Source organism: Limnobacter sp. UBA7229 (genome assembly GCF_002473065.1).
Taxonomy (GTDB): Bacteria; Pseudomonadota; Gammaproteobacteria; order Burkholderiales; family Burkholderiaceae_B; genus Limnobacter; species Limnobacter profundi.
In genome coordinates, this window is the sequence record NZ_DKTN01000017.1 from 1 (window position 1) to 25560 (window position 25560).

Genomic DNA, 25560 nt, shown 5'->3' on the forward strand with positions numbered 1-25560 from the left:
CACGATGACCAGTCAGAAAACTTGCCGGCTTGGCGCGCCGAGACTAACGATCGCGCCCTGGCGCGAAAGCCAAGACCCGACCGTTACTTTTGGAGGGCTTGGCTTAGTGCAGGCTCAAGCCAACAAGCCGAAATGCCAAGTTTTCGGGCAGCGGTGACCATTCAAGTTCAGCTCCCAAGTCACTCGCCTAAAGCGCCACATGCCCAGTCTGCTGCGCAGGCTGCAGCGATGCGTCCTTACTCGAAGATGCATTGCGTGAATTGGCGGTTTTGACCGTGTAGATCTTCAGCTGAACACCATGCTGCTGCTCAGCCTCCCGCACCCGACCAATGAAATGGCGCGACACCACCTGTCCCTTGGACAACCACATGAACCCGTCTGGACCCTCAAAATCACGGGCCAACACCAAACCCTCGTACAGGTCCTCGCCATGCAAAATTTTCTCGTTGGCTTTTTCTGCGGCCTTCAGTTTTACCAGGGCCGTGGGTAACACCGCAATCACTTTGGGGTCATAACGCTTGCCCGCAGCACCCACCAAAAATGTCTGGGCTTGCAACTCATCAAAAGCCTTGGACGCCAGCCAGCCTTGTTGCAACTCATCGTAATCTTCGGCAACCGCCAGAATTCGCGCTCCCAGCGGAATGCCCTCACCCTCCAGCCCATCGGGAAATCCCTGCCCATCGTAACGCTCATGGTGGTGTCGAATAATCTCGGACACATGCACCATTTCCGATACCCCATGGAAAGCCGCCTGCGCCTTCATTGGGTGCTTCATCAAGGCCACTCGAGCGTCGCCCTTCAATTCCACCACGGGTTTAAACAGCGTGTCGTCACTCAAACCCAGCTTGCCAATGTCATGCAAAAGCGCGGCCACATAGATATCCTGCAAAGCCGACTCGCTGGCATGAAGTTCCTTGGCGATCAAACGCGCCAATTCTGCAACCCGCAAACCGTGAGCAGCCAGTTGCGGCGAACGCAATTCCATCAAATTGGAAAACGACTTCACTGCCGCCAGGTACTGCATACGCATCTCGCGCTGAATTTGCTCCAGCATCAGTTGCATCTGGTGGGTTTCAGCACGCTGAGACTCAAGCTGATGACTCAAGCTTGAGTTTGCACCCTGCAAACTTTCAACTTCCTTGCTTAACTTGTCAGCATTGCCTTGGAACTCCGCCAACTGGCGCTCTAGTTCCTTGATCAACTGCTTGTCATCGGTGGCTTGTTCAACAGACATGGTGCGGGTTCCCTTGCGAATGCGGTGCATTCTCCTCGAATGGAATAACGGCAGGCCTTTCAGGAATCTGAAACCCTTTCCCCCTCTAAATGGGGGGTGCAGTTTACTGAATCTGAAATGACCAATTGTCAGTATTAATTTGTAGAACCAATCGAGTCACAAAGACCCTGGGAAGACGAGACATGAGACACGCCCTACTTGGCACCTTGGTGCTGTGTGCAGCCCTGGCCGCTTGCAATTCCGATTCGAACACCACCGCCGGAAATACCGATGGGCGCACCACACCCAACGAAGTCGAGGCGGTGCCCACGGCATTCAATATTGCAAATCAATGTGTCGCAATACAGTCTCTCGCCAACAACAAATTTGTGGCGTTGCGCAGCGATGGTAGCTACGGCGTCACCGAGGCCACTGCGGTGAACGCAGCGCCCTTTTTCCTCAAGCCCACGGCTTTGGGAAAGTACATGATTTACAACCGCGACGATGCCATGATGCAGGCCGTGGGCAATTCGGCAGGCACCCCGGTGGGCAGCAGCACCGCCTTTTCCGACTCAATTGAATGGGCAGTTCAGGAAGATGAAAAAGGTCGCGGTGGTTTTTCCCTGACCAACACGGGCAATACCATGAAGCTGGCCCTTCTGGGTTTCAGCAATGGCCTGGGTACTGTGGAAAGCGCAGGCAACAGTGAAGAAACCCTTTTTCAGTTTGTAAAAGCCACGGGCTGTGCCGAGTTTCCTGAAATTTCCACCAACACCGAAGGCCGCACCTTTGCTGGCGCCGGTTTGAACCGCGCTGTGAAAGGTTTTGCTGATGTGCACAACCACATCACTGCCACCACCTTTTTGGGTGGCGCACACCATGGTACGCCCCACCACCGGTTTGGTGTAACACAGGCGCTGGGTAGTTGCGAGGCAAACCATGGCCCAATGGGCCGGCTTGATTTGGTCGACAACCTGTTCAAGTTTTCACCACAAGCCAGCCACGATACCGAGGGCTGGCCCACCTTCCGCAGCTGGCCTGCGGCCGACGCGCTTACCCATGAAGGCTTGTATTACAAATGGCTGGAACGAGCCTGGCAAGCCGGCTTGCGTATTTTCGTGACCAACCTGGTGGAAAACGAAACCTTGTGTAATTTGGTGAAAGTGAGCAAAGGCAGGCCCCTTGCAAACTGCAATGAAATGGAAAGCGCAGTTACCCAAATCGAGTATGTGAAGCAGCTTGAAAGCTACATTGACGCCCAGGAAGGTGGCCCCGGCAAAGGCTGGTTCCGCATCGTGACCAGCCCTGCTGAAGCCCGCAAAGTAATTAACGAGGGCAAGCTGGCGGTGGTGTTGGGTATTGAAATTTCACACCTGTTCAACTGCGGCATCAAACTGGGACAAAACCTGTGTGATGAAGCAGAAATTGACAAGCAACTGGATCGCCTTCACGCACTGGGTGTGCGGCAAATGTTCCCCATTCACGAATTTGACAACGCATTTGGCGGCAACGGCATTTTCGATGGTGCAGTGCTGAACGTGGGCAACTTTCTGGACACCGGTGCTTTCTGGCAAACCTACGATTGCCCCGGCGGCGACAACAATTACGCCGATTACATTTTGCGTCAGCCCGGCGCGGTCATGACTTCAGCGCCCGGTTTGGGCAACGACCCTTTGACGCAGGCACTGATTGCCAACAACCCCGGCGTGGCCCCAATCTACCCCACGGGTGAAAACCAGCGCCAGTGTAATCGCCGCGGCCTGACCGAACTGGGCAAATACGCCTTTAAACGATTGATGGAAAAAGGCATCATCATTGAAGTGGACCACATGGAATTGAGCATCAAGGGCGATCTGATCGAGATGGCCGATCGCCAGCAACCCAAGTACCCACTCGTTTCTACCCACGGTGCACACGGCGGCATTACCAGGGAACAGGGTCGCAAAATTCTGGCGGCGGGCGGCATTATTTACCCCTACCAAGGCAATGCGCAAAGCTGGACTGAGGACCTGAAAGTAATCGCCCCGCTGAAAAGCCAACAGTTTGATTTCGCCATGGGTTTTGGTGCCGACACCAACGGTCTTGGTGCCCAGGCAGGCCCACGGGGCGCTGACCGCCCACAAATTACTTACCCGTTCACACTGTTCCAGGGACCCGATTGGGCCGGTGTATTCAATACCAATGTAAGCCCTGTGAAATTTGACAAGCAAACCAGTGGCGAGCGCGTGTTTGATGCCAATACTGAAGGACAGGCCCACTACGGGCTAAAAGCGGACTGGGTCGAAGAATTGCGCCTCGAGGGTGGCAACGAGGCCTTGAAGGCACTCTACAATTCAGCCGAGGTGTATATTCAAATGTGGGAAAGAACCACAGCGAAACGACCTCAAATCAATCCATGAACAAACGCGCACTTGTTTACCTCGGCCTGGCCAGCGCCACGCTGGCCGGGGCTTACCTTTACGTTCAATCATTGCCCACTGAAAACGCACATGCCCCTGCTGCGCAAGGCGATGCCGCACAGGCACTGGAGTCTTTGTCCATCGTCGACGGCAGCCTGACAACGGGTTCCTACAGTGCAACCGTTCGCCAAGGGCAGCGTATTCAGTTTTTGGTCCACAGCAATCAAACCGATTCCCTGATTGTTGAAGGGCTGGATGCACGCGTGCCACTTCCAGGCAATCAAACCACATTGGTCAGTATTGCGGCCAATGCGCCGGGCACACACGCCATCGAGCTTGATGTTTCTGGCACCACCATCGGCAGCATCGAAGTCACGCCATGACTTTGGTGTTGCTGCTCAGCCTTGCAGCATTCATCACCTCCAGCATCACGGCTGCCACGGGAATTGGTGGTGGCGTGGTGTTGCTGGCCCTGATGGCGCAACTGGTACCGCCCGCCATACTGATTCCCCTGCACGGCGCAGCCCAACTCATGTCCAACACCAACCGTGTGTTGGTGCAACGCAAATTCATCAATTGGGCCTACATCAAGCCCTTCCTGCTGGGTTCTATTGTTGGCGGGGCATTGATCACACCGCTGGCCCTGTATATGCCAGTGCCCGTGGGGCAGGTGTTGTTGGGCCTGTTCATTGTGCTGGCCACCTGGAAAAGTGCATGGTTGCGCCTTGCACACTGGCCGCCGGCAGCTTCGGGTGGAATTACCACTGGGCTTAGCCTGGTGCTGGGTGCCACCGGCCCACTGGTGATGTCGGTGCTGCCTAAATCTGCCTGGGAAAGGCAAGTGGTGGTGGGCACACATGGCATGGCCATGGTGATTCAACATGGTATCAAGGTAATTGCATTTTCCAGCCTGAACGTGAGCCTGGTGGAGTACTGGCCCCTGTTGTTGGGCATTGGCCTGGCCACACTGGCTGGCAACCTGATGGGTGCCAGGTTGCTTACACGCGTGCCCGAGGAAAAATTCACGCTCATCCTGAATTGGCTGCTGACCGCATTGGCCCTTCGTTTGGTCTACCAAGGCATCAGCGCGCTTCTAACAGCCAGCAACTAACCATTTCGGGTTCCCATTCAACAGGGATACCAAGCGATCAATTGTGTTCCACACTCAAGGCTGAACACAATTCACACGCCACTGAAGGTTGCCCCATGGTATTCAAACGCACGCTAAACTCGCTGACCTTGCCCCAGAAATGCGCCATCATCGCGCTGCCACTTTTGCTGGCTTTTGGCTTTCTGTTTCAGCAAATGTACACGCAAATCAACACGCTAATCAGCTCGTCCGAAAACGAGTTGCGCGGTGCCGTTTTTCTGGAAAAAATTAACCCTGTGATGCAAAAGGTCCTGGCTGATCGAGCACAAAAACAGGCCGGGGCTGTTGGCGATCTCAGCGCAGCCCTGAAAGCAGCCAAAACGGATTTGCCGGAGAGCTGGCCCATCACAGCCCGCAACCTGGAGCAAGTAACAGCCCTGTTGCCGCAAGCGCTGAACAAGGACACCACCGATGCCCAGTCCGAAGAACTGGGTAATCAAATGGTCACCCTGGTGCGCCAGCTGGCCGATGAAAGTGAACTGACACTGGACCCCTTCCTGCCCAGCTACTACATGATGAGCCCCATGGCCTTTCAGCTGCCACGCGTCATCGAGTATTTGTCTGAACTGGAAGGTCGCCTTCGCAACCCCAACAGCGATGCCGCAGCCACCTTGAGTTTCGTACAGTCACGGCTTGGCACTTTGGGCCGGGCAATGGATGAAATTCGTGAAGCCACCGAGAAATCAGCCGCTGCGGGCGGTGCAATTACCGCTGACACGCGCGCACAAATTGACACCATTGACCAACGAATTGACAGCATCTCGGCCTGGGTGAAAGAACAATCGGCCAAAGACCTGAATTACGACAGCGTCACGGGCCATGCCAACATGGTTGGCTTGCTTGGCGAAGCCGTCAACACCGGATTTCAGCTGAGCCAGAGTTTGAACAAAACCTTGCAAGCCGACCTGACAGAGCGCATCTCGGGCATGCAAGGCACGCTGATCAAGGCAGGCGCTGGTTCCTTGGCAGTACTTTTGCTGGCCTTGGCCTTGGGTTATGTGGTGTTCAAAGACACCAACACTGAAATCGCCCAGATTTTGGCGCATGCAAAAATTATCGGTATGGGAGATTTGTCCAAACCGATTGACAGCCATGGCAGCAATGAAATCAGCAAAATTCGCGCAGCACTCGAGAACATTCGTCAAAAACAGACCAGCCTGGTGGGCGAAGTAAAGGATGCTTCCACCCGAATGGCCGACACCATCAACACCTTGGTGATTGCTGCCTCGCAGGTGAAAAGCAGCGTGCAAGAGCAAACCGACTCCGCCTCGGCGGTGGCCGCTTCGGTCGAAGAACTGACGGTATCGATCAGCCAGGTACATACCCATGCCAGCCAGGCGCTTGGTTTGTCCAATCAGGCCGGGCAATCGTCCATAAGTGGTCGCGAGAGTGTAAAACAAGCCCGCCAGGCCATGGAGGAAATTGGCACCGCATCGGGCAATCTGGCGCAAAGTATCAACAACCTGGGCAATCAGTCTGACAACATTTCCAGCATTATTCAGGTGATTCACGCCATTGCCGACCAAACCAACCTGCTTGCGCTGAATGCGGCCATTGAAGCGGCGCGCGCTGGGGAACAGGGGCGGGGTTTTGCGGTGGTGGCTGACGAAGTACGAAAGCTGGCCGAGAAAACTGCATCGTCGACCAAAAGCATTTCAGCCTTGATTTCAGACATTCAACACGAGACGCGCTCAGCCGTTGAGCAAGTCACTGGCTGGACCGACATGATCAACCTCGGTCAGAGCTCTTCCACGGGTGCCGACCAGCAAATGGAAGCCATCAACCACCACACCAGCGATGCCGAACGCGCAGTGACCGAAATTACAGAGGCCCTGAAAGAGCAAAGCTCGGCCTCAACGCTCATTGCCCAGCAGGTAGAACGAATTGCGCGCATGACCGAAGAAAGTCAAGGCGTCGCCCATGAAGTTAACCAGGTGATTACAGAACTACAAAACCTGTCGAATCAAATGGACACCGTCATGGGCAAATTCAAGTTAACCCAGCAAGCGTAAAGCATCAATCAAGGTTTAAATTCGCTCGATCCTGACCTTTTCCTGAAACAGGATCGAGCTCAAGAAAGTCGCAAACAGGGAATACAACAGGGCGGCCAACACAGCCCACCAAAAACCATTGACCTGAAAACCTTCCAGAATGGAGCCCACCCAGTAAAACATCAAACCGTTCAGAATGAAGTAAAAAAGGCCCAGGGTTAATACAGTCAATGGCAATGTCAGAATAAGCAATACAGGCTTCACAATGGTGTTTACCAAACCCAGAATCAATGCAGCCCACAATGCTGCCCAAAACCCCTCGACAACGACGCCTGGCAGCAGGTAGGCCACCCCCATCAGTGCCACTGCGTGTAAAACCCAGCTCAGCAAGAGTTTCAAATCCATTCCCTCCAAGTTCAGAAAACAAGTGATGTACAATCAAAACGCTTGCTTGCCAAGCTATCACATTTCGACAAAACCGGTTGGTGCACAATATCAAGCAACAACATTAAGCAACAACGAGAATTTCTGATGGATGTCACTCAACGCCTCGTCTCCCGCAGCTGCCCCTTCTGCCAAAACAGCGCAGAAGACGCACAGGTACTTAGCTACGGCAGCAGTGAGTGGCCAATGATTGAATGCAACAAATGCCATTTTGTGTATCTGAAACGCGCACCGGTTTATGAACGCTTGAGCGAAGAATTCGCTTGGGAAAAAACATCAGAAACCGAACGCCAGGTGCGCGAAGAACGCGAACCTGTGAAGCAAGGCTTAAGCCGCGCCTTCAAGCATTTTCGGCAAAAAGTACTCAAGCGCAACAAGTTGCCCGAGCTGATCGAAAAATACATTCCCGGTGGTCGCGTACTCGACATTGGCTGTGCCGCCGGCGGTTTGCTGGCCACTCTGCCCACCAAATACCAACCCCATGGCATTGAAGTGTCCAAAGCCCTGGCACAGGCGGCCAGTGAATTGGTCGAGCCTCGGGGCGGCAGCATCATGCACGACAACGCTCTGAACGGCATTCAAAAGCTGCCCGAGAACCACTTCGCCGGTGTGCTGATGAGCGCGTTTCTTGAACACGAAGTAGAGCCCAACGGTCTACTGCAAGGCGTGGCCAAGGTACTTCAACCTGGCGGCGTAGTCATTATCAAGGTTCCAAACTATGGCTCATGGAACCGAAAAATTCGCGCCGAAAAATGGTGTGGCTTTCGCCTGCCCGACCACGTGAATTACTTCACGCCCGAAAACCTGGAAGCACTCATTGTTCGGCAAGGCATGAAGGTGGTGCAATTTGGTTTGGCAGACAGGCAGCCCACCAGTGACAATATGTGGATTGTTGCAGCCAAGTAATCGGGGGCACACGCACCGGTCAAGCACTCACCGGCTTGACCAGCTTGTTGAGTATGTACATCAGGTCTTCGGGTTGCAACGGCTTGTGCAGCACCGCATTCATGCCCGCTTCAAGGGCACGTCTTTCGTCTTCCGGCCCCACTTCACCAGTCAAACCAATCACCGGTAAATTTGCATTGAAAGGTTGTTTGCGCAGTTCTCGGGTGGCCTCAAGTCCGTCCATCAACGGCATTTGTACATCCATCACCACCGCATCAAAACCATGGCCGTATTGCAACAAGAACGACAATGCCTCCAGCCCATTGTTGGCTTTGGTAATGTTGGCTTGCTTGCGCACCAAAATTCCTTCAAGCACCTTCAAGTTCAGGTCGCTGTCATCCACAATCAACAAATTCATTTTATCGCGTGCCGCAATTGCCGAGTTCATTCGCTTGGCCAGGTTCGGTGCCGCATTTTTGAATGCACTCTGAAGTTGAAGCGGGGTTAAGGGCTTCACATAAATTGCGCTAAAAATTTCGCTGATGCCTTTGTCCAACAAACGCCGTGTGTCATCACTGCCCAGCAGCACGGCACAGGGAACTCCCATCAAGCCCATGGCCTTGACAAACTCAATCCACGCCAGTCGATCAATTTGTCGCTTGGGGAAGTCCAGCACAACGCCAGCGACCCCGGGGGTGCTGACCATCAGCTTGCGTGCCTCATCAAGGCTGTCAGTGGTAATCAATTGACGACCCACCAAGTTACCGGCGTTGAGCAAGGCCTGGGTTTGAAGTTCACTGTCAGACACCAGCAGCACCGATTCACCTGTCTCGGTGAAAGTACTTGCGCCACCTTTGGGTACAGCGAATTCAAGCTCGGCCCAAAAGGTACTGCCACAGCCCAACTCGCTGTTGAAACCCAGGCTGCCGTTCATCAACTCAACCAGCTTTTTAACCAGGCTCAAACCCAGACCAGAACCACCAAACTCCCGTGCAACCGAGGTGTTGGCCTGATGAAATTGTCGAAACAGGTTGGCTTGCCCTTGCGGTGAAATACCGACCCCGGTGTCTCGCACTTCCACGCGCATGCGGCAAACACCATCTTGATTCGACAACACCTGCAACAGCAAATGCACATGCCCCACCTGCGTAAACTTGATGGCGTTGCCCACCAGGTTCACTACAATTTGACGGAAACGCAGCTCGTCGCCAATCAATTCACGTGGCATGTGAGCAGGTGGTTCAATAATCAACTCGATTGGCTTGTTCGCCGCAGCGCCAGTCATGATTCCCGACACCTTGTCGATAAACTCCAGTGTCGAGAAGGGCTTGGACTCCAGCTCCATGCTGCCCGCTTCAATCTTGGAGATATCGAGCACATCGCTGACCAAATCAATCAGGTTGCGCGATGTTTTTTCCAGGCTCTCCAGCAACAACTTTTGATTGCTCGACACCGAGGTGTCCTTCAATAAATAAGTCAGGCCCACAATTCCGTTCAATGGCGTCCGAATTTCATGGCTCATGTTCGACAAAAATTCTGTTTTTGCCTGACTCGCCATTTCTACCCGTGTGTTGGCCTCCCGCAATCGCTTGTTTTTGTGCGCAAGGTTGTGAGCCATCTGGTTCACGGCTTTGGACACATCGCCCAGTTCGTCGTTGGAATTTACTTCACACACAGCATCTTCATTGCCGTTGCGAATTTCATCGGCTGTTCGTTTTAACTTGGCCAGCGGGTTCAACACACCCGTGCGCATCAACACCACCAACAAGGCGATCACCACCACAAAACTACCCAAACCCACCGATTCAAGAAGGGTCAAACCTTTCAGGTTTCGCGCCTGTGCATCATTCACTTGTGTGGCCCATTGGTAACCCAACTCGGAAATTACCTGGGTTTCGGCAATCAAGCGCTCCACAATCAGGCTTTCACGGCGTTCTAAAAACGCCGGGCTGTTATTCCCGGGCACTGTGCTGTTGTTCAGTTCATTGAAAATTGGTTTTAGCTCGGCCAAGCTACCTTGAATATCCGACAGTTCTTGCGGTGCCACCGAGGGGCTTACCGTGGAGCTGATCAATCTTTCAAGCTCTTCCTGAGTGCGCAACCAGGCATCCGCCACAGAAGGCGATTTGAACAGCACATACTCTTGAGTCAGCACCAACAGGCTGGAGGACAAACGGGTAATACTTTGTGCTTTCTGTGACTGCTCCAAGCCTTTGAACTGCTCACTGAGAATGAACAGATTGCCCAACACCAACACCACAGCACACACAATGGTGCTAAGAATGGCAAGGTTGATTTTGGTGGCAACACGCACTCTAACTTCCCTTTATTGAAGCGACACAGCGCCAGGGTCTACTGTTTTCAAAAAGGCAGGATACAAAAACCCGGAGTAATTGGGCTGAGGCAAGCTGGCCTCCACATGCCCTTCACGAAGAGCCCAACGCGCTTGCCCTTCCATTGTGCGCGGCAAAGAGCGATTCAAACTTAAGCGATACCGGTAGTCATCAAATATTTTATCCACCACAAGCACCGGAATCTTCAATCGCTTGGCAGCCAGGGCCTTCGCCTTCTCAGGGTGAGTTTGAATAAATTGGGTGCTGTCTTTCAGGGCCCTCACCAATCGTTCAAGTTCTTGTGGCTTGGATTTAATCGCGCTTTGCATGGCAATCAAATTGAATGTCTCGGTGTACAACTTCGGGATGGGCACCAGTTGCACGTCTGTTCCCAACTCCAGCTCAATTCGGGATGCAAAAGGCTCCCAGATGCACAGTGCATCCACCTCTTTGTTGGCCAAGGCGGCCAGGGCTGTTTCAGGGGTAATGGTTTTCAGCTTTACTGTGTCGGGGTCGATGCCGTTGTAAACCAGCACCAGGTCGAGTACATACTGGCTTGCACCGCCCTTTACATACCCCAGGGGTTTATCACGCAACTTGCCCGGTTCTGTAATTTTTGAATCGGTACGCGCCACCACTTTCAAGTCGTTCGAGACGCTCACAAAGCTGGTCAAAATCGCGAAATCCTTTCGCGTAAAACTGTTGAACACCACAGGTAACTCAGTGGCAGTGGACAGGTCAGTCTGACCGTCCAGCATGTTCTTCACGCAGCGGTTGCCGCCTACGCAATTCACAAACTCAACATTCACACCGCGTTTCTGGAAAAAGCCTTCCGACTCGGCGATGTACAAAGGCAGGGAGAGTATGGTTTCAGACACACCGATGCGCAAAGGCGCGGCTTGGGCTGCCCAAGATAACAACAAGAAACTGAAAAAAAGTGCGATACGAAGCATTCAAACTCTCGATGACCAAAGGATCCCTAAAAAGTGTAGGGGTTTTGTTACATCAGAAAGCTATCAAGAAGAAACACAAAAAGCCATCTCTTCCGGACATTGAATGATCAAACACTCAAGGAGTGTCGCAAGGCGTGAACAGAGGGGTGCACCTTTCCTGGCACACCCCTAATTGACTTGAGTTTAGAAAGCAAAGGTGGCAGTCAAATTCAAGCCATCTGCTTCAATGTTGTCTTTGTCGTAAAGCATCTCGTAACCGGCACGAATGTTCACACTGCCTGCGGTGTACATCACACCACCGCCATAGCTGAGCGCGCCATCATCGTCGCTGGTGTTAAAGCCGGGACCACTGACATTCGCATCCAGAAAGCCATAACCCAATGTGCCGTATAAGGAGAACTGGTTGTTCAAGGGCAATTTGCCCAACAAATTTGCACCAATGTAGGAATCGACCTCAGCACGGAATGCACCGGAGTTCTCTTCATCCACACCGGTCAACAAGCGCCCCTCTACGGCCAGGTTGGGGCTTAGTTCATAGCCACCGACCACACCCAGCGTGTCGACATCCAGCTCGACTCCGCCAATCCGGCTGTCGGTAATTCCCAAGCTGTTGTAGGTGGCACCCAGATAAGGGCCTTCGGCGAAGGCTGGGCTGGCTGCGGCTGCAGACAAAACGGCAATAGAAATTAGTTTTTTCATGGCTGACTTCCTTTGTTTGTTATGGATACTGCGCACCCCTTGGGGGGGAGCACGGTACCTAACGCAGCAAATCAGCCATCGGGTTACAAAAACCGATAATACGCAGTAAACCGAGAGGCAATCAGGCCGCCACAGCTTCCTGATTCTTGCGCTTCAAGCTTGGCAGGCTGTACTTGAAAGCGCGACCCACCACAGTCGAGAACTGCTTTACCAGCGAGGCCTTGTTGTAATGCTGACCGTAACGCTTGCAGATTTCCTGCACTTCAACCGACATTTCCGCGTAGCGGTGCGCTGGCACCTCGGGGAACAGGTGGTGTTCAATCTGGTGGCTCAGGTTGCCAGACATGATATGGAACAACTTGCCACCAGTCAGATTGGATGAGCCTTTCAATTGACGCAAGTACCAATGCGCTTGCGATTCGCCATCGATAATCGACTTGTCGAACACTTCAGAATCGGCTGTGAAGTGACCACAGAAAATAATCACAAAGGTCCAGTAATTGCGAATAATGTTCGCCAGGAAGTTTCCTGCCAACACAGGCAAGAAGAAAGGGCCTGCCAACAGCGGGAAGAACACATAATCTTTCGCAATTTGACGACCAGCTTTCTTGAACGTGGGAATGGCGCGGTCTTTGGTTTCCTTCAGGGTTTTCTCACCGCTGATTACTTTTTCAAGTTCAAGGGTTTGCAAAGCCAGCAGGTTTTCAAAGAAGGTGGCCAGCAAAACCATTAAAGGTACGTTCGCCAAAAAGCGCGGCTCCCATTTCTGTTCAGGAAACAGACGCAACACGCCATAACCAATGTCATGGTCCTCGCCCAGCACGTTGGTGTAGGTGTGGTGGCGGTAGTTGTGGCTGTAGCGCCAGTTGTCAGCTGTACACCAGGTGTCCCACTCGTAGGTTTGGCCCATCAGGCGCTTGTTTTGCATGAAGTCGTACTGACCATGCATCACGTTGTGGCCCAGTTCCATGTTCTCCAGAATTTTTGACACGCCCAAAGTCAAGGTACCAAGAATGAATGCCGGCGGGAAAATACCGGCCATCAACAGGCCACGGCCCGCGATTTCGGTGTAGCGCACTGCCTTTTCAATTTTGGTGATGTACTTGGCATCGCGTTCGCCCACATCCGCCAAATGTTTCTGGCGAATCGCTTCAATCTCGGCACCAAACTGTTCCAGTTCAGCGGGGCTCAATTTGCGGTCAGCTTTTCTCATGATTTGCTCCAGTATTTTTAGGTTTTGCTTTTAGAGGTCCAGTGAAACCGGGCCTTGGGCGGCGTTGATACACAAACGCAGCGCCGTGTTGTTGGTACCGCACACCGATTTGTTTTGCATGTTTTGCGTGGTGCCTGTCAGTTTTTCACATGAACAGGTGTTGCAAATGCCCATGCCACAACCGTGTGGGGGGTTAATACCCTGCTCTTGCAGTGCTTTCAACAGGGGCTTGTTGTTGCTTACTTCAACAATGCGGTTGCTTTTGGTCAGGGTCACCGTGAATGTTTTTACTTCGGCGTTTTCATCAATGCTCAGAGCCATCGGCGTGAACGACTCGGCGTGGAAGCTCTTGGGGGTATCGCCCAGAATGCCGCGCAGTGCGGTCATGAAGCCATCAGGGCCGCAGGCGTACACATCGGTGTTGTCCAGCGCGCCAGCCACAGCAGCGAACTGCTCTGCACAGGGGCGGCCAGCCAAATCACCTTCGGCCAGGTTGGCACCGTTTTCCAGCAAGCGCACATACTTGAAATGTTCGCCGGCTTTGGCTTTCAAACTTGAATCGAACAGAACGTCTTCCGGGTTGCGCGCCCAGCTCATCAAGGTTACATCTGCTGGCCAACCCTGTACTTCCAGTTCTTCAATCAGGCTGATCATGGGTGTAATACCGCTGCCCGCTGCCAGCAGCAACATGCTGGGGCGTTGTTGGCTCAATGTGGGCTGAGTGTGTGCAAGGGTCATGTCACCAAACACATCGCCCAGTTCCACCACAGTGCCCACTTCAAGTTGGTTCACTACATAACGTGAAACAAGACCCGTTGGAGTTTGCTTGATAGTCAGGCGCACCAACCCACTTTCAGTGGGAGCGCTGCTGAAGCTGTATGAACGCGTGTGCACCACACCATCAATCGTAATGCTCAGGTTCACGTGCTGGCCAGCCTCGAAACCTTTGAACAAAGCATTGGGGCGCAACCACAGGCTGACTGCATCCGCAGTCTCGCGATCAATACGCACCACCTCGGCCAGACAACGATCGCTTGAATGGGTGCTGCCCGCTTGCTCAAGCCAGAAGGTAACGAATTCCTGACCCAGAATTTTGGAGAGTCCGCGGACTACTTTGTTGGACAGTTGGCTGTTGGTTCTCATTGCGTTTTCCACGTTAGTGAACAGATGTGCACCAATGTAACTAAAAACGCCTGTTTTTCGCAAGAGATTTTGCTGAAAAAACTAGAATAAAGTGTCAGAAGAGTACAACTGTACACTTATTTTGTTGACTAAATAATTGATTGTATTGATATTTTTTTATTTGATTGAAATGGATTTTTTAAGTGAACACTTTTGAAAATTTACCCTCCCAACAGTGCTTTTTGATCATTAATCATGCGATCAGCCACTATGCTGGCATCAATTTTCAAGCCTCCCTCACTCAGCTGACGGCGAATCATTTCCACCTTGTCCGCATCAAATGGGGTGGTACTGTCCACCAACATGGTGCCCCTTGGCCTTGAGATCGACACCACCACGCTGGCACCATCCCGGTCCGCGGCGGTTTTCACCTCCGGTGGGCGCGAGGCGGCCAATGCGTCCGCCTTCTTGGGATCGGGCATGGTGAAGGCTATCGGGGGTTTGTCGCCAGAGATCATGATGATGCTGAAGGTTGGTTTGTTGAGGCGGAAAAACAAAAAGATACTTAGAACGATTCCCGATATAAATCAGACACACAGGAAAATGATTACAGGACTTCGGCCGACAACATGTCAGAAAATGAAGAAGCCAGCGCCGAGTAAATCCCGACAAAGCGGGAATTGCCACCCAAATTACCCATATCCTCTATCGACGCGCGATCAAATCAACCCACTAACATAGTGAAATCAAATCGCCAAACCCCCAACCCACCCGGAGTGCTGCTCATGATTCGTCTTTTGTATTGCAGCCAGGCCAAGTCCGATTTCAGTGAAGAAGTGCTGAAAGAAATCTTGTTGATCTCCAGGAAAAACAACAGCGCAGCGGGAATCACAGGCGTGCTGGTTCACGGAGGTGGCATGTTCATGCAAGTGCTTGAAGGGCCAGAGCAAAATGTGCTGCGCACCTACATGAAAATTCTCGACGACAAGCGGCACACCGACAGTCGAATCATTCAAATCTCTCCGATGAAAGAGCGCATGTTCGACAACTGGACCATGGGTGTTATCGAAGCAGAACCCCTGACCTTTGAACACGTTGCCAAGTTGCGAGCGCATCGCCTGGAAACATTGAATACAGACGCATTTACGCAGGTGATACGTGAATTCAACGCCCTGCTGATTAAGACCTGAAACATTGCTCGGTCAATATAGAACACTTGACCAATCCCCCAAAGCGACACCAGGCATGCTCAAATCCATTTGCGAGAAACTGGCCAACAGCCGTTTCGGCATTGCAGCCATGTGTCTGCTGACCTACCTGGGTGGATTCATTTTTCCCGTGCCCAGCGACATCATGTTGCCGCCCATGATCATAGGTCGCCCAGACCGCTGGAAACCCCTGATGATCGCATGCGTGCTGTGTTCGGTGGCTGGTGCCTGTTCAGCGTACTTACTTGGGTTTGCATTCGCAGGTGAATTGGCCACATGGGCACAATCGGTTAACCTGGAAGAAATAAACCAGGCCACAACACTGATGGCTGAATACGGCCCGCCTATTTTGTTTATCGCGGCATTTGCGCCCATTCCCTTTAAAACACTGGCGCTGGCCGCAGGCGCAGGCGCAATGCCCTTGGCGGCTTTTTTACCGGCAGTGGTGTTGGGCCGGGCTATTCGGTTTTATGTCATTTCGAAGGTGACGCTTCAGGGCCTGAAGTGGATTAACAGTTAATCAGTTTTCGAAATTCAAAGCGCCCTGACCGATAACATCTACTCTTAGTTCAAAAAGCTCAATTGGACACTCAACGGAAAATTGGGTGAGCGCATCAAAAACTCGGTCAGCCGACTCTTTATCCCCTTTGAATACTGTGATGTGGGGATTGAAGCCGAACTGGTTAATTGGAAAATCTGGTTTCCACCAGACCTTTCTTAGCGCTTCGCCTTGAACCGATAGATACACCACATGACAATCCGCCAATTCAAAGCGTCCTACACCCGACAATCGCAGCTTCGGTTCGTGGGAAAGTCTCTGCATGATCTGCTTGGATCTGCGAGAGGACACCGCTGTCTTGTATGGGCCGCGTATCGTTACGTGGGGGCTTGAGGGTATTTTTCCAACGCGATTAAAGCGCGAACGAAGATCGACAAAAAGATCCTGGATCTTTTTGTCTTTCACTTCTAGCGTAAGAATCTGTTGAGCGTTGGCCATTTTAAATTACAAGGTACTGTCGATATTCAGGTGAGACACTGGGATGATGCAAGGCCGAAAACAAAAAACTGGAGACTTGCCCAGCCTTGTCATTCAAAGCCATCCTGGTGGGGTCATCAAGCAAATTGAAATCCTGATATTCTTTAGTGTGCAAGAAAAACTCGTAGTCGTCCAAAAAAATTGTAAACCCACGACTTAATTGTGCATCATCTAACATGTCCAAACCAACAGCCAGCCTCTCAAGTGGAGTTTTCTCTGTTAAATCCAAAAGCCACTCCTGATTAACATGGCTTTGTAAAACCATTGGCAACACCGTGCTGAATACTGTCAGCATCCGACTAAACTTCAAGTTGAAGTTTCGCTTCTTCCATGAACGTGTAGGCCCCGATCTTGCATTCTCGTAATTCAAACACAACGTTCGCCAGAACCTGAGCAAATCATTCAATAAAAACAGAGGTTTAAATTGACTGCCGTTGTCTCTGTCGCGAAAGTAGAACTTAAGAATTTCCTCTTTGTGTCTTCGATACAACTGCGGATCTGTAAGCGGCTTACTTTCCAGCAACATCAGCATTCGCACCGTAAACCAATTGACCCCATCATCTCTGGCAGAGCCAACACAAGACTCATGCTGTGGAATATTGAATATTTTTAGAAATTCACCGTCATTGCTAGGCTGCCCATAGCCCAACTCCTCATACACACCAAGTATCGAGGCCAAACATTTAACGTTATCAAGATGAGAGATAGGCACTTCGGCACTGGATGTCAAAAATAAATCCAAATCAGAATTCTCACCTGAATCGTGTCGCCCCAACGAGCCTGCGACAAAAACGCTGGTTTCAGAAGGATTCGTGAACTTTGCCGGATTGGAAAATTCACGCTTAAGGGCGTCAATTTTCTGTGTCGACAAACCTTGCCGCCGCCCTATACCTTGGTGTTGGCTAAGTATCACTGAGTACACAGAATTCCTCATCAATCTCATCATCCGCTCAAATAATTGGATGATAAAGACAATATGACGGCGCAACAAAAAATGCCTTGGGTGACTAACCCAAGGCATTTTCCAATCAATGTGGTAGGGCCGGAGGGGTTCGAACCCTCGACCAAAGGATTATGAGTCCTCTGCTCTAACCGCTGAGCTACAGCCCCACTTTACCTTTCAAAAGCTTTATTCGCCTTCCAGGAAGCTTTTCAGCTTGTCTGAACGGCTGGGGTGACGCAGCTTGCGAAGTGCCTTGGCTTCAATTTGACGAATCCGCTCGCGGGTTACATCAAACTGCTTGCCCACTTCTTCCAGCGTGTGGTCGGTGCTCATCTCAATACCAAAACGCATGCGCAGCACTTTCGCCTCGCGTGGGGTCAGCGAATCGAGTACATCTTTGGTCACAAAGCGCAGGCTGCTGTACTGTGCAGCGTCTTGCGGGGCCAAAGTGTGGTTGTCTTCGATGAAATCGCCCAAGTGAGAATCGTCGTCGTCGCCAATCGGTGTTTCCATCGAAATGGGTTCTTTCGCGATTTTCAGAATCTTGCGAATCTTTTCCTCGGGCATTTCCATGCGCTCGGCCAAGGTGGCGGGATCGGGCTCAATACCGGTTTCCTGCAGAATTTGACGGCTGATACGGTTCATCTTGTTGATGGTTTCGATCATGTGCACCGGAATACGAATGGTGCGTGCCTGGTCAGCAATGGAGCGGGTAATGGCCTGGCGAATCCACCAAGTGGCATAGGTCGAAAACTTGTAGCCACGGCGGTATTCAAACTTGTCCACCGCCTTCATCAAGCCCACGTTGCCTTCCTGGATCAAATCCAGGAATTGCAAGCCACGGTTGGTGTACTTCTTGGCAATCGAAATCACCAAACGCAAGTTGGCCTCGATCATTTCACGCTTGGCCAAACGGGCACGGTTTTCACCGGACACCATTTGTTTGTTGATCGCGCGCAAGTCATTCAAAGGCAAAGAAACCGCGTCTTGAATGGCAACCAGCTTTTGCTGCAATTCGTTGATCGCAGGAATATTACGCGCCCAGGTTTCAGCCCAAGCCGCGTTCGATGCGCTGAATGTATCTACCCAGGCCGCTTCCACTTCATGACCACGGAATTTATCGAGAAACTGCTCGCGGGGCACGCCCACGCGGTTTACGGCGATGTCGTAAATTTCACGTTCAATTTTGCGAACACTGTCCACTTGCTCACGCAAAATGCTGCACAGGCGCTCAACCTGCTTGGCAGTGAAGCGAATTTTCATGAACTGTTCGGCAATCGCTTCCTTGGCTTTTTTGTAGGCCGCAGAATTGTAGCCACCATCTGCACGTGCTTTTTTCAGCTTGGCAAACTGCTTTTCAATTTCAGCAAAAACCACCAGCGAATTCTTCTTGAGTTCTTCCAGCTGACGGGCCGACATGCCGGAGGTGGTGCCACCGTCATTGCCCTCTTCTTCGTCATCGCTGTCTTCGTCGTCGCTAACCTCTTCAGGCGCTGCGGCTTCAACCATGTCGTCTGTAATTGAGTCGTCAACGATGCCGTCAACCACTTCATCTACCGTCGACAAACCTTCAGCAATGCGCTGGCCCAGGCCAACCACGTCTTCGACAATGGCTGGGCACGCAGAAATGGCTTGCACCATGTCTTTCAGGCCAGCTTCAATTCGCTTGGCAATTTCAATCTCGCCTTCGCGAGTCAACAACTCAACCGTACCCATTTCACGCATGTACATGCGAACGGGGTCGGTGGTGCGGCCAAATTCAGAGTCAACGTTGCTCAACGCGGCTTCAGCTTCTTCTTCTGCGTCTTCGGCAGAAGTGCCCACGGGTGCGTTGTCGTTCATCAACAAGGCTTCCGCATCAGGGGCCTGTTCGTAAACAGTGATACCCATGTCGTGGAAGGTGCTGACCATGGCTTCGATCACTTCGCCGTCGGTTACATCGTCAGGCAAGTGGTCGTTGATTTCAGCAAAGGTCAGGTAGCCGCGCTCTTTACCCATTTTGATCAGGGTTTTAAGCTGGTTGCGGCGCAATTCGAGTTCTTCAACAGTGGCGTTGGCCGAGCTGAGGTAAGCCGAGTTGATCAGCGCTTTGTCTTTGGCCTTGGAGCCGCGACCACGCTTGGGCATGATCACCAGGTCGGCTTTTTTGGCATCTGAATCGTCGTCTTCGGGCACATCGTCGGAGTCGATCGATGCGTCTGCACCGGAATCGATGTCCTCGTCGTCCTCTTCTTCAGCCTTGGGCTTGCCAGCCTTGGGCGGGCGTCCACGCCCCTTGGGGGCTTCAGCGGTTTGCGCTGGCGCCGCCTGTTCAACCACCTTGGGTTTGCGACCGCGTTTTTTGGGCTGCACTTCCTCAACAGCAACGGGCTCCGCCACCTTGGCGGGCTTGGCCGCCGCTTTGGCTACAGGCTTGGCTGCCTTGGCCACTGGCTCGGCAGCAGCTTCAACCACTTTGGGCTTGCGGCCACGCTTGGGCGTTTCATCGGCCACAACAGGTGCGGGTGCGGGCGCAGCGGCTTTCTTGCTCACAGGCTTTTCAGCAACAGGTGCTGTTTTCTTGGATTCTGTCTTCTTAACCACGGTGTTTACTTTCGCTTCTTTTACAGTTGCCTTTTGAGGAGAAACCTTCTTCCCTGCCATTGACGACGCTCCCTTGCGTTTGGATGCCTTAGTGGAGGATTCCTTCTCCGGCTTTTGGCCACCAGGAATCTGTGTGTGTGTATCGGTTTGCTGAGAACTCACGGTTTGTGACTTCGCAGACTTGGTTTTGTGGCCGGATTTGGCTTTCTGTTCCTGTGTTTTTGAAAAAATGTTGAGTATTTTGAACATTCATTCCCTGAACAACTCAATAACAGCCACCTAATGCGCAAATGCGCACTACAAAAAGATGCAAAAGCTGCACCGTAACCCTTAATTATAACTGATTAACTCGCTTTTGTTTTAATTCTTGGAAGCGTTGCATGCACTCGTGATACCAACGGAGTTGCTCCCCCTGTGTGGGCATCTCGGCGGTTAGCCGCTCCAGCTCAGCCTTAAACCACAGCTCGCTACATTGATACACGCCAGAACGCAACTCGGTTTCAAAATCGAGGGAATCATCCAAACTGCGCGCTTCTTTCAGAACCGAGTTAACCCAATTTTGATGCACTTCGTCATTGAAGGCATGTTGAAGCCTAGCCTCTAGCAAGTTGGGGTCGTTTCTGACTTTTTCAAGCAAATGAACAAAACTGTGCACCTCGGCTGCGGGGTCTTGCTCTCGCTCGTACAGCTCAAGCAATGAATTACACAACTCCACAAGCTGAGGTGCGCGAATAACCCGCGCAGCCAGGCTTAATAACGGCGATTTTGCAGTGGGCCTGGGGCCCCAATTGTTTTGTAATGGCTCGTCGTCGAACTTTCCAAACCGTTTACTGAACTTCTTGCCGGAAAATTTGCCCTGCTGCCCATTTTGCTGCCCACCCTGAAACTGCCCCTTGTTTTTCGGCGAAAAGTAATCACCCCCGCCCTCGCGGCTTTTCAAACCCAAGTGGCGGCTAAGCTCCATGGGTGTGGCGCCCAGCAAATTCGCCAATGCACGCAACAACGACGACCTGTAAACGGTGGGCTGCATTTGCACAATTAAAGGCTTCAAAAATGAAATGGCAGCCGCACTGCCCTCAATTTGCTGCAGGGGGTAGTTGCGCTCCAGGTAGCGCGCCAAAAATTCTGACAAAGAAGCAGATTGCGCCACCATGGCCTCGAAGCCATCTGGCCCTTCGGTTCGAATAAAAGAGTCGGGATCATGCTCGGCGGGCAGGAAAATGAAATCGGCCCGCTTGTTTTCGCTAACGTGTGGCAAACAGGCCTGCAGGGCGCGCCATGCCGCCTTTTGACCAGCCCCATCGCCATCAAAGGCAAAAACCAGCCGGTCAGTTTGTTTGAATAATTTCAATACATGATCAGGCGTTACTGCTGTACCCAGCGTGGCCACTGCGTTCTCGAAACCCCACTGTGCCAAGGCCACCACATCCATGTAACCTTCGGTCACCAAGGCATAACCCATTTTGTGAATCGCCTGGCGCGCCTCGAACAGGCCATACACCTCGTGCCCTTTTGAGAAAACTGGCGTTTCGGGGCTGTTCAGGTATTTCGGCTTTTCGTCGCCCAGTACACGACCACCAAAACCAATTACCTGCCCCTTGGCATTGCGAATGGGAAACATGATGCGACCGCGGAATGCATCGTACCGACGGTTGCTGTCGCTGATTTTGGTCAGCCCGGCCAAATCCAGCTGGGTATTGCTTGCGTAATTCTCGACCACGGCTTCCAGGTTTTGGTAAGTATCGGGCGCGTAACCCATGCCGTAGCGGGCGGCCACTTGCCCGGTCAATCCGCGGTTTTTCAGGTAATTAATGGCCACCGGGCTTTTTTTAAGCTGTGCCTTGTAATAGTTGGCGGCGCGTGTCAGCAACTCAACCAGCTCTTCCCGCTCGGAACGCACCTCGGCCGGTACATCCATGCCTTTTTCATAAGGCACATCAATGCCCAAATTGCCCGCCAGGTTTTCAACAGCCTCAGGAAATGTAAGCCCAAGGTGTTCCATCACAAACCCCACTGCATTGCCATGTGCACCACAACCAAAACAGTGATAGAACTGCTTGGACGGACTGACCGTGAATGATGGAGACTTCTCGTTGTGGAATGGGCACAAGCCCTGCAAGTTAGCCCCGGCCGCTTTTAACTGCACATAACGCCCCACCACATCGGCAATGTCGAGGCGGTAGAGTAAGTCATCAATAAAGCTTTGAGGAATCATGCAGTTTGGGTGAATTCACATGCAGAAAAATCAGAGCCAGTGGCCCGACTTCTAGAATAACAAACCCAAAGGGGAGGAAACGAGCAGTTGGTTTGCGATGGGCCAGCTTATTTGGCCAAAGCGGCCTTGACCAGCCCAGATACTTTGCTCATGTCAGCCTTTCCAGCCAGCTTGGCTTTCACTGCGCCCATGACTTTGCCCATGTCTTGCGGGCCAGTTGCGCCCACTGCCTGAACAATGGCCTGAATTTCGGCCACAACTTCTGCTTCGGACAATTGCGCGGGAAGATAAGATGCCAAAACAGCAGCTTCGGCTTTTTCAACCTCGGCCGACTCTGGCCGACCACCCTGCTCAAACTGGATGGCGGCTTCGTTTCGTTGCTTGATTTGCTTTTCGATGATGGCGAGGACCGCCCCATCGTCGAGTTCGACGCGTTCGTCGACCTCTTTTTGTTTGATTGCCGCTGAGAGCATTCGAAGCGTTGTGAGCTTTGCCTGCTCACGGGCCTTCATGGCCTGCTTGATGTCTTCAAGAATTTGCGCTTTCAGTGACATGCCAAACGAATCAATACATTTTCTTGGGCAACATTTGGCTGCGCAGGCGCTTGTAGTGGCGCTTTACGGCGGCAGCTTTCAGGCGCTTACGCTCAGCGGTTGGCTTTTCATAGAACTCGCGTGAGCGCAGTTCAGTCAACAGACCTGTTTTTTCGATAGTGCGCTTGAAGCGACGCAGGGCAACTTCAAATGGCTCGTTTTCTTTAACGCGAACGTTTGGCATATGGCTCCAATCGGGTGTTCGTAAGTTGTTTTTCAGCTCTTTTCTAACCCCTAACCCATTGATTTCACATATTTTTTTATGCAAAACCCAATGAGTTAGAGCAAAGAGTTACCGCCAAGAATCTGGCAAAGACCGAGATAGTACCATGCGAAAGCCGGCTTTCTCAAGGGTTTTCAACTATTTTGGGTCCAATATTGCATGGGCCGCAGTGTAGCCACTGGCCCAAGCCCACTGGAAGTTGTAACCACCCAACCAGCCAGTTACATCCACCACCTCGCCGATAAAGTACAGGCCTGGAATTTTGCGCGACTCGAGTGTTTTGGGCTGTAAATCGGCGGTGCTAACACCACCGCGCATCACCTCGGCTTTTTTGTAGCCTTCGGTGCCACTGGGCACCAGCTGCCAGGCTGCAATTAACTGCGCCAAGGGCCCCAGTTGCTTTTTTCCCAACTCCGCCACTTTGCGCCCTGCAATGGCCTGCAATTCCGGTTTATTCAGCCAAGCCTGCACCAAACGCTTGGGCCAGTGCGGCACTTGCGCAGCAAACCAGTTCTCGGCGTTGGCTTTTGCACCCAGCGTGGCTTGCAGCAAATCGGTTTGTAGCGCCGCCGCGTCTGTGTCCTTGCCAGCCAGGTTAAGCGTAATTGGCTTGCCCGGGTTCCAGTACGTAGAGGCCTGCAGCACGGCGGGGCCACTTAAGCCCCGGTGGGTAAACAACAAGTCTTCATCAAACCAGGGGGCATTGGAATCGCTTCCGCGGCTATACACTGGTAGCGCCACACCAGCCAACCCTACAAAGGGCTCCCACATGCCGGAATCAAAAGTAAGCGGAACCAGTGCAGGTCGTTGATCGACCAGTGTGTGGCCAAACTGCTTGGCCAGCTTCAGGCCAAAATCGGTGGCGCCAATTTTGGGCACTGGCAAGCCCCCACTGGCCACAACCACATTGCGGGCCTGTAAGGCACCCGCTGTAGTGCTTAATTTGAACTGGCTACCGTCATGTTCCACTGCATTCACGCTGTGGGGGCGAAACCACTTCACTTTGCCTGCATTGCATTCGGCTGCAAGCATGTCAATGATGTCGTCGCTTTTGCGGTCGCAAAACAACTGGCCTTTGTGTTTTTCATGAAAGGGTATGTTGTATTGCTTCACCAGCGCAATAAAGTTGGCGGGTGTATAACGCGCCAAGGCGGAGCGGGCAAACCTTGGGTTTTCAGATATGAAATTGTCCTCAGACACCTTCACATTGGTGAAATTGCAACGCCCACCACCACTGATCCGAATTTTTTCAGCCAGTTTTTCACTGTGGTCCAGCAATGCGACCCGCAAACCACCCTGCCCGGCTTGCGCGGCACACATGAGGCCGGCAGCACCGGCACCAATCACAATGACATCAAATTGCTGCATGGCTTATTGCTTGGTTTGGTGCTTGGTGAACAGCCTCAATTGCATCCAACTGACGCGCAAATCCATGCGGCATTTCCTGCGGATTGTTCAACCACATTTCAATTAAACGTGCGGTTGATTCTGCGTCAATATCGGGGTGTGGATCAGGCTGTTCGGTAAACAGGTTTTCGGGCTCGGAAATACACCAGGTGCCGCCAGCCTTCACACCATCCATTCGGGGGCTGCGGTAAGGGGCTGCCACTGGTTCGCCTTCATGGCCGCGCAACACCAGCGCAGTGTGGCCTGTTGCGCACAGCACCTCGCGTTGCAAATTCCAGAATTCTGGATGGGTGTAACTGGTCACCAGAAGCGCATTGCTGAATGCGCTTGGCACCATCAATTTGACCAAGGTGTGGGTGCAACTGCGCACACCCAGTACCTTGCGGGTTTGCAACAAGGCTTCAATACGCGGATAAATTTGCGCCATGGGCATGTACACGGGTGCGGTGTGGGGCATGTGAACGGCATTCCAGTTTAAATGGGCAAACACTTGCGCACTGGTAACGCGCCCGGTGAAATCGCTTTGCAAACCATGTACGAGTACAGGGTAGCCGCGTTGCGCCAAAAGGCCTGCCAGCAAGGGGGTGAAGTTGGGTTTGCGCCGCGCCCCGTTGTAACTGGGGATCACAATGACAGGTTTGCCCTCGGCCCGGGATTGCGCGTTGAGCGCCTGCAGGGTGTGAAAATGAGGCGAATGGCTTTCGTCAGGCCAGTGCTGGGCAATGGCTTGCAAAAAACCAATCAACTCGTCGTGGCTTTCGCCTTTGACCCGCAATGCGATGAGTACTGCACCCAGTTCAAAATCCGACACCTCACCGCGCAAAATGGCTGAAAACAGGGTTTTCGCTTGCTCGCGGGGCAAGCCACGTGCGCCATCCTTCCCGCGACCAATTTCTTTAATGAAGGGGGCACAAGAAAATTTGTCGGCTTGAGCGGAGTTGGACATAGGG

23 protein-coding genes and 1 tRNA gene are annotated in these 25560 nt (G+C 52.4%); 7 read left to right on the top strand and 17 right to left on the bottom strand.

What is annotated here, in order from left to right; all coding sequences use genetic code 11:
* Positions 1–187 precede the first annotated feature (187 nt).
* Positions 188–1234: an HD-GYP domain-containing protein gene (locus B4C79_RS09710; RefSeq protein WP_291742121.1), complete on the bottom strand. Its 1047-nt coding sequence runs from the start codon at positions 1232–1234 to the stop codon at positions 188–190.
* A gap of 182 nt (positions 1235–1416) precedes the next feature.
* On the opposite strand from B4C79_RS09710, the gene B4C79_RS09715 reads away from it, so the two are divergent.
* From B4C79_RS09715 to B4C79_RS09730, 4 genes are all read left to right on the top strand, one after another.
* The gene (locus B4C79_RS09715) at positions 1417–3612 is read left to right on the top strand and encodes a membrane dipeptidase (RefSeq protein ID WP_171100420.1); all 2196 of its coding nucleotides are present in this window, start codon (positions 1417–1419) and stop codon (positions 3610–3612) included.
* Positions 3609–3995, top strand: a complete 387-nt coding sequence (locus tag B4C79_RS09720; RefSeq protein WP_105027177.1) for a hypothetical protein — start codon at positions 3609–3611, stop codon at positions 3993–3995. Before B4C79_RS09715 ends, B4C79_RS09720 begins: the two co-directional genes overlap by 4 nt.
* On the top strand, positions 3992–4723 hold the full coding sequence (locus tag B4C79_RS09725) for a sulfite exporter TauE/SafE family protein (protein WP_291751444.1): 732 nt from the start codon (positions 3992–3994) through the stop codon (positions 4721–4723). Before B4C79_RS09720 ends, B4C79_RS09725 begins: the two co-directional genes overlap by 4 nt.
* A gap of 95 nt (positions 4724–4818) precedes the next feature.
* The gene (locus B4C79_RS09730) at positions 4819–6774 is read left to right on the top strand and encodes a methyl-accepting chemotaxis protein (protein ID WP_291740005.1); all 1956 of its coding nucleotides are present in this window, start codon (positions 4819–4821) and stop codon (positions 6772–6774) included.
* 15 nt (positions 6775–6789) lie between these two features.
* On the opposite strand, the gene B4C79_RS09735 is transcribed toward B4C79_RS09730, so the two are convergent.
* The gene (locus B4C79_RS09735; protein WP_040513453.1) at positions 6790–7152 is read right to left on the bottom strand and encodes a phage holin family protein; all 363 of its coding nucleotides are present in this window, start codon (positions 7150–7152) and stop codon (positions 6790–6792) included.
* Positions 7153–7284: 132 nt separating this feature from the next.
* Between B4C79_RS09735 and B4C79_RS09740 the strand changes: the two genes are divergently transcribed.
* A complete protein-coding gene (locus B4C79_RS09740; RefSeq protein ID WP_171100429.1) occupies positions 7285–8103 on the top strand; it encodes a class I SAM-dependent methyltransferase in 819 nt (272 codons plus the stop codon).
* Between the two features lie 19 nt (positions 8104–8122).
* Here the strand turns inward: B4C79_RS09740 and B4C79_RS09745 are convergent, their stop codons facing one another.
* The 6 genes from B4C79_RS09745 to flgM form a co-directional block, all read right to left on the bottom strand.
* Complete coding sequence (locus B4C79_RS09745) at positions 8123–10396, bottom strand: ATP-binding protein (RefSeq protein ID WP_291751446.1); 2274 nt, start codon at positions 10394–10396, stop codon at positions 8123–8125.
* Between the two features lie 12 nt (positions 10397–10408).
* Positions 10409–11368: an ABC transporter substrate-binding protein gene (locus tag B4C79_RS09750; RefSeq protein ID WP_291742808.1), complete on the bottom strand. Its 960-nt coding sequence runs from the start codon at positions 11366–11368 to the stop codon at positions 10409–10411.
* A 183-nt stretch (positions 11369–11551) separates the two neighbouring features.
* The gene (locus B4C79_RS09755) at positions 11552–12067 is read right to left on the bottom strand and encodes a porin family protein (protein ID WP_008251971.1); all 516 of its coding nucleotides are present in this window, start codon (positions 12065–12067) and stop codon (positions 11552–11554) included.
* A gap of 121 nt (positions 12068–12188) precedes the next feature.
* Positions 12189–13280, bottom strand: coding sequence for a fatty acid desaturase family protein (locus tag B4C79_RS09760; protein WP_008251969.1), 1092 nt, complete (start codon positions 13278–13280; stop codon positions 12189–12191).
* A 30-nt stretch (positions 13281–13310) separates the two neighbouring features.
* Positions 13311–14423: a ferredoxin reductase gene (locus B4C79_RS09765; protein WP_291742811.1), complete on the bottom strand. Its 1113-nt coding sequence runs from the start codon at positions 14421–14423 to the stop codon at positions 13311–13313.
* A 200-nt stretch (positions 14424–14623) separates the two neighbouring features.
* Positions 14624–14920: a flagellar biosynthesis anti-sigma factor FlgM gene (flgM, locus tag B4C79_RS09770; RefSeq protein ID WP_138518823.1), complete on the bottom strand. Its 297-nt coding sequence runs from the start codon at positions 14918–14920 to the stop codon at positions 14624–14626.
* A 267-nt stretch (positions 14921–15187) separates the two neighbouring features.
* On the opposite strand from flgM, the gene B4C79_RS09775 reads away from it, so the two are divergent.
* Both B4C79_RS09775 and B4C79_RS09780 read left to right on the top strand, forming a co-directional pair.
* Positions 15188–15592 (top strand): BLUF domain-containing protein, encoded by a 405-nt coding sequence (locus B4C79_RS09775; protein ID WP_291742817.1) that lies wholly within the window; start codon positions 15188–15190, stop codon positions 15590–15592.
* Between the two features lie 55 nt (positions 15593–15647).
* Positions 15648–16130 carry a YqaA family protein gene (locus B4C79_RS09780; protein WP_171100445.1) on the top strand — a complete coding sequence of 161 codons (483 nt, stop codon included), beginning with the start codon at positions 15648–15650 and terminating at the stop codon, positions 16128–16130.
* On the opposite strand, the gene B4C79_RS09785 is transcribed toward B4C79_RS09780, so the two are convergent.
* The 9 genes from B4C79_RS09785 to ybiB form a co-directional block, all read right to left on the bottom strand.
* The gene (locus B4C79_RS09785) at positions 16131–16607 is read right to left on the bottom strand and encodes a 2'-5' RNA ligase family protein (RefSeq protein WP_171100447.1); all 477 of its coding nucleotides are present in this window, start codon (positions 16605–16607) and stop codon (positions 16131–16133) included.
* 1 nt (position 16608) lies between these two features.
* Positions 16609–17667: a hypothetical protein gene (locus B4C79_RS09790; protein ID WP_105027190.1), complete on the bottom strand. Its 1059-nt coding sequence runs from the start codon at positions 17665–17667 to the stop codon at positions 16609–16611.
* A gap of 13 nt (positions 17668–17680) precedes the next feature.
* Positions 17681–17756, bottom strand: a tRNA-Ile gene (locus tag B4C79_RS09795).
* Positions 17757–17775: 19 nt separating this feature from the next.
* Entirely contained in the window at positions 17776–20232 is a 2457-nt protein-coding gene (rpoD, locus tag B4C79_RS09800) for an RNA polymerase sigma factor RpoD (RefSeq protein ID WP_171100451.1), read from the bottom strand.
* Positions 20233–20506: 274 nt separating this feature from the next.
* The gene (dnaG, locus tag B4C79_RS09805; RefSeq protein ID WP_291740157.1) at positions 20507–22387 is read right to left on the bottom strand and encodes a DNA primase; all 1881 of its coding nucleotides are present in this window, start codon (positions 22385–22387) and stop codon (positions 20507–20509) included.
* Between the two features lie 107 nt (positions 22388–22494).
* A complete protein-coding gene (locus B4C79_RS09810; RefSeq protein WP_105027192.1) occupies positions 22495–22941 on the bottom strand; it encodes a GatB/YqeY domain-containing protein in 447 nt (148 codons plus the stop codon).
* 10 nt (positions 22942–22951) lie between these two features.
* A complete protein-coding gene (gene rpsU / locus B4C79_RS09815) occupies positions 22952–23164 on the bottom strand; it encodes a 30S ribosomal protein S21 (protein WP_105027193.1) in 213 nt (70 codons plus the stop codon).
* Positions 23165–23341: 177 nt separating this feature from the next.
* Positions 23342–24571 (bottom strand): NAD(P)/FAD-dependent oxidoreductase, encoded by a 1230-nt coding sequence (locus tag B4C79_RS09820; RefSeq protein ID WP_291740154.1) that lies wholly within the window; start codon positions 24569–24571, stop codon positions 23342–23344.
* Positions 24558–25556, bottom strand: a complete 999-nt coding sequence (ybiB, locus tag B4C79_RS09825; RefSeq protein WP_171100457.1) for a DNA-binding protein YbiB — start codon at positions 25554–25556, stop codon at positions 24558–24560. Before ybiB ends, B4C79_RS09820 begins: the two co-directional genes overlap by 14 nt.
* Positions 25557–25560: the final 4 nt, after the last annotated feature.